The organism is Nevskia soli (genome assembly GCF_903970205.1).
Lineage (GTDB): Bacteria > Acidobacteriota > Terriglobia > Bryobacterales > Bryobacteraceae > Bog-113.
In genome coordinates this window covers 1-3,472 of sequence record NZ_CAJCHS010000289.1, presented here as the reverse complement: position 1 = coordinate 3,472, position 3,472 = coordinate 1, and the positions used below count along the sequence as shown (strand labels likewise).

Below are 3,472 nucleotides of genomic sequence, written 5' to 3'. Positions count from 1 at the left end.
GTGAAGTATCTGGAGAAGCACGGAACTCCGCGACACAATGACGAGACGGGCGCGCAGGTAATGGCGGCGCTCGCAAACAAGCCGTCCAGTAGCAGGGCTGCCGCCGCGGTCGCATGATCCGAATCTCAGTCATCATCCCGGCGCTGAACGAGGAGAAAGTGCTCGGGAAGTGTCTCGCGGCGCTGGCGGGCCAGAGTCTGGATTCGAGTAACTTCGAAGTGGTCGTGGTCGATAACGGTTCCACGGACCGGACGGTCGAAGTCGCGAATAGCTTCGCGGGGATGCTGCAAATCCGCGTGTTCGAGGAGCGCGGCGCTTACATTGCCCGGCTGCGGAATGTAGGCGCAGACTATGCGATATCGCCTTACTTCGCCTTCATTGACGCGGACTGTGTTGCGCCGCCGGAGTGGCTGGAGCGCGGGGTCACTCGCCTATGCGATTTTCCGGAAACAGTCACGGGCGCGCACTATGCCATTCCGGAAGGATCCTCGTGGCTGGCTAAGTCGTGGTATGGCGGGTTTAGCGAGAGTAAGCAGGGCGCGGTGTCTTATGTCCCGGGAGGCGATCTGTTGGTTTCGCGTTCGGCATTCCGTCGGATCGGCGGATTCGACGAGACGATCGAGACCAGCGAAGATTGGGACTTTTGCTGTCGTGCGCGGAACCTCGGAGTTGAAGTTTCCGCAGACGCGGCACTTAGCGTCGTACACTTGGGTACTCCGCAGACCTTGTCCGGCTTTTACACCAAACAGAACTGGCATGGCACGTCTGTGTTGAAATCGGCGCGCAAGACCAGCAATCACTGGAAGAATGCACGGGCTTTAGGACTGGCGCTGTACATGCTCGCCGCCGGAATGCTCGCGGCCATCATAACTCCGCTCGCATTGGCTGCGCGTCACGGTGGGTTGGCATTAGTACCGACGGCGCTTCTCTTCCTACCCGCCGTCCTGCTGGGCGCTCGCGCCACTGTTCAGCGTAAATCACCGCTTCTTTTTGCCCCCTTGGCCCTCTTGTACTTCGTATACGGCTGCGCCCGCGCACTTAGTTTGGTAGGCGTCCGGGTACGGCGGCGGCAGCCGGCTCGAAATGCCGGCGCCGGTGAACTCAGTGACGGCTCCGAAGTGCGCGTGATCTCGGACGAGATCGCAAAGCTATTCCGGTCTTCCTCCCATTACCTTGGCGGTCTTGTGGTCAGCCTGGCGCTTGGGTTCATTTCTTTCCCGATCTATACCCGGGTCTTCTCCGTGGCGGAGTACGGGACCATCGACTTCGTCCAGAAGATTCTTCTTCTATTTACAGCGATATCTAAGCTTGGGCTGCAGAACTCCGCGCTGCGCTCGTTCGACAGCCAGGAGTTCGCGGCTGACCCGGCGAAGGCTCGGCGCTATTACTCGACGCTGTTTCTGGGCATGCTCGCGACATCGGCCGTGATGGCGCTGACGATCTCGGGCGTGGTGACTTTTAGCTCTAAGTCGATCGTTGATAGAACGCTTGCCTCGCTACTTGCGGTCGCGTCTGTAATCGTCTCGCTTCGTGCGGTGGAGTCGGTGCTTTGGTCGTTCATGCGGATCGAGGAGAAAAGCAAGTCGTACGCGATTTCGAGCGTCGCGATCAAGGCGGCGACGATCGCGGGTGTGTGCGTGGTAATCCCGCTAGCGGGAGCTTCCGCGCGCAGCTTCTTCCTGGGCGCGATTTCCGTGGAATTACTTGCGGCGGGTACGATGGCCGGGTTGTTACTGCGGCGCGGCGTAGTCCGGTTGGGAAGCTTCGACTGGCGATTCTTTTCCGCAAGCTTGAGTTTCGGGGCGCCCCTTGTGGTTTATGAAGTCGCGACTATCGCGCTCGACTCGGGAGACCGTGTGCTGGTCCGGCACTATCTGGGCGGGGACGCGTTAGGACGTTACTCGGTGGCTTACGGACTATCTAGTTACGTGAACGACCTGCTCATAGCTCCGCTGAACCTGGCCCTGATTCCCTTGTACATGAAGCTCTGGAGCCGCGACGGGCGCGAAAAGACGGTGGACTTTCTGTCGCGCGGCCTTGACTTATTCCTGTTAGTTGCAGCCGGAGCATTTGCTCTTGCAGTTGCCGGCGCACGAGATGCGGTAACACTACTCGCGTCGGCTAAGTACGCAGGCGCGGACCGGCTCATCCCGCTCCTTGTGGCTGGACTGCTGATCTACACGACGCATGTGTTCCTTAGCGCCGGGCTTCTGATTCACCGCAAGACCCTGACGATGGCCAAACGCCTTGTATTGGCCGCGGCTCTGAATATCGGCTTGAATTGTTATCTGCTGCCAAGGATCGGACTGATGGCGGCGGCCATTGCCACGCTGGCCAGTTACTTATTCTGCGTACTTTTGCTTGGACAAGCCTCGGCCCGCGTGCTTCCTCTGCGCGTGGATTGGGGCGCGCTGGCGAGGTACGGACTGGGATGTACCGTGGCCTGCCTGACGGTGTCTATGGTTCAGTTCGCGAATCCGTTCATTGATCTGTTCGCGCGATGCGGGCTCTCCCTTCTCTTATACGCCGGCACTCTGGCTTTGCTCGACGGCCGCGTTCGCGGACTAACGGCTGAAGTGATCGATCGGATGCACCGGCGGGAGCAGGTGGCAAGCGTCGGACTAGAGGCGATCTAATGCACTTCGATTTCGGACTCGAAGGCTTCTTACCCACTACCCTCTATCTCGGAGCGATTACTGCCGTTATCGCGAGTATGTTCTGGCGATCCATCAGCGGGCTGTTCTACCTGATTCCCTTGTTGCCTCTGCAGACGATCCGCTACCGCATGAATCAATATCCGTTGGGCGGAAGCGTGGTGGGTATCATCCTGGTGGCTGTTGCCATCGGGATACTACGGGAGCACAAACCGCTTTTTCCGAAGACACCCTGGACGAAGCTGATAATTGTTTACTCCGTTTACTTGTTTATCTCGCTGCTGATCGGAACCGCCTTCCTAAGCGCTCCCCTGCCTCTGCCGGGCGACCCGCGGTTCGGCTACTGGCAGGAATATATGGCGATGCCCGCTCTGCTGCTGTTCGTCGCCGCTACCAAACCTAACCGGAAGCAGATGAAGATCATTATCGTCTTGATGTGCTTCGCCGTGTTGTTGCTCAACAAGAGCTTCTGGAATACCGTCTCCGGCCGCGATTACTCGGCTTTCTCCTGGGATTTGCGCGAAGGCGGCAGCATGGGATACGCGGGAACGAACGGCCTGGCTGCCTTCGAATCGCAGTTTGCCGCTTTGCTTGTAGCGCTGGCGGCATTCGAGAAAAAGCGGCTATGGAAGCTTGGATATCTCAGTCTGGGTGTGTTTTCGCTAGTGTGCCTGGTATACAGCTTGTCTCGCGGCGGTTACGTTGCGGCGCTTGTCGGATGGGCTTTCCTGGGCTTATTTAAGCAGCGCAAACTACTCCCCTTGCTCGTCGCATTTCTCCTTACGTGGACGACTCTCGTGCCGCTGGCCGTCCAGGAG

2 protein-coding genes are annotated in these 3,472 nt (G+C 58.8%); both read left to right on the top strand.

Annotated elements, in window-relative coordinates; genetic code table 11:
* Positions 1-113: 113 nt before the first annotated feature.
* Positions 114-2,636 carry a glycosyltransferase gene (locus H1Y01_RS12840; RefSeq protein WP_180540916.1) on the top strand — a complete coding sequence of 841 codons (2,523 nt, stop codon included), beginning with the start codon at positions 114-116 and terminating at the stop codon, positions 2,634-2,636.
* Positions 2,636-3,472, top strand: an 837-nt coding sequence (locus H1Y01_RS12835; protein ID WP_180540915.1) for a hypothetical protein, incomplete at its 3' end; no start/stop codon positions are given. The genes H1Y01_RS12840 and H1Y01_RS12835, both read left to right, overlap by 1 nt.